This is a genomic window from Mucilaginibacter sp. AK015 (genome assembly GCF_014200785.1).
In the GTDB taxonomy this organism is placed as follows: domain Bacteria; phylum Bacteroidota; class Bacteroidia; order Sphingobacteriales; family Sphingobacteriaceae; genus Mucilaginibacter.
This window is the reverse complement of sequence record NZ_JACHCV010000011.1, coordinates 1-1,376: the sequence shown is the minus strand read 5'-3', so window position 1 is coordinate 1,376 and position 1,376 is coordinate 1. Positions and strand designations below refer to the sequence as shown.

Here is a 1,376-nt window from a genome sequence, read left to right as displayed (position 1 = left end):
TGGGCGGTTTCGCGGTTCCGGTCCTCGGCCCGTACCCAAAACTCGCGTGCATCATCGCCGGGGAAAACCGGCCTGTCCTTTTGCGACTGATGTTTAAAGATGGCGTTACGCTTGCGCAAAACCTCGGCGGGCGACAAAGGCACCGCCATTTCAATCTCATGTGTGGGGAACTCCTGCCAGGCGCCCCGGTACATCCAAACCCAGCAATCCTTTACCCAGGCTTCGGTTTTACGCAGGCGTCGCAGCGATTCCATCACAATGTTAAAGCAAACCACGTGAGTACCGTGCGGGTCGGCAAAATCGCCGGCGGTGAACACCTGCTGGGGTTTTACCTTTTGAAGCAGTTCCATCGTTAGCCTGATATCCTCCTCGCCAACCGAATTTTTTTGCGTTTTGCCGGTTTCATAAAAAGGCAGCGCCTGAAAGTGGATATTACTGTCGGGCAGGCCCGCGAAGCGCGCCCCCGAGATAGCCTCGGTTTTGCGGATAAAGCCCTTAACGTCGCGGATCTCGGGAGTATCCACCTGGTTAGGTAACTTTTTATCGATGAACTCCCGCATGTCATCATATATACGCTGCAGCCGGGCGGTATCCTCGCCTATACTGTGTTTAAAATCAATAGCGAACTCCATATACCGCAGCACATCATCATCCCAGACAGCAGTGTTGCCCGATGTTTGGTAAGCCACATGCACATCGTGGCCCTGATCGACCAGGCGGATGAAGGTACCGCCCATGGATATCACATCATCATCAGGATGCGGCGAAAAGATAACAGAGCGCTTGCGGGCCGGCTCGGCACGCTCAGGGCGCTGGCTGTCGTCGGCCCCCGGCTTACCGCCCGGCCAGCCGGTTATGGTATGCTGCAGGCGGTTAAATATATCAATGTTGATCTGGTATACCGGGCCCCGCTCTACAGCCAGTTGTGCCATACCATTGCCGTTGTAATCTTCTTCAGTAAGCTTTAGTATAGGTTTACCCACCGCCCGGGACAGCCAGATCACCGCTTTTTTGATCAGCCGATCATCCCAGGCACAATCCTTAACCAGCCAGGGCGTATCAAACCGGGTAAGGTCTGATGCCGCATCCGCATCCAGTACAAATTCTACATTATCTGATAACTGCAGGAAGGTAGCCGGCACTTCGCCTGAGATTTCCCCCTCTACCGCCTTACGCACAATGGGCGCTTTTTTAGCGCTCCAGGCCATCAGGATAATTTCCCGGGCCTTAAATATGGTGCCCACGCCCATGGTGATGGCTTTGGCAGGCACATTTTGCTTACCGCCAAAATCGCGGGAGGCATCACGGCGGGTAAGGTCATCCAGCGTAACCAGCCGGGTGCCCGAGTTTGGGGCCGAGCCCGGCTCATTGAACCC

General features: G+C 55.2%; 1 protein-coding gene. It reads right to left on the bottom strand.

The window, feature by feature from the left end; genetic code table 11:
• Positions 1-1,376: PIG-L family deacetylase (locus HDC91_RS19800; RefSeq protein ID WP_183555173.1), on the bottom strand; the 1,376-nt coding region annotated here is incomplete at both ends.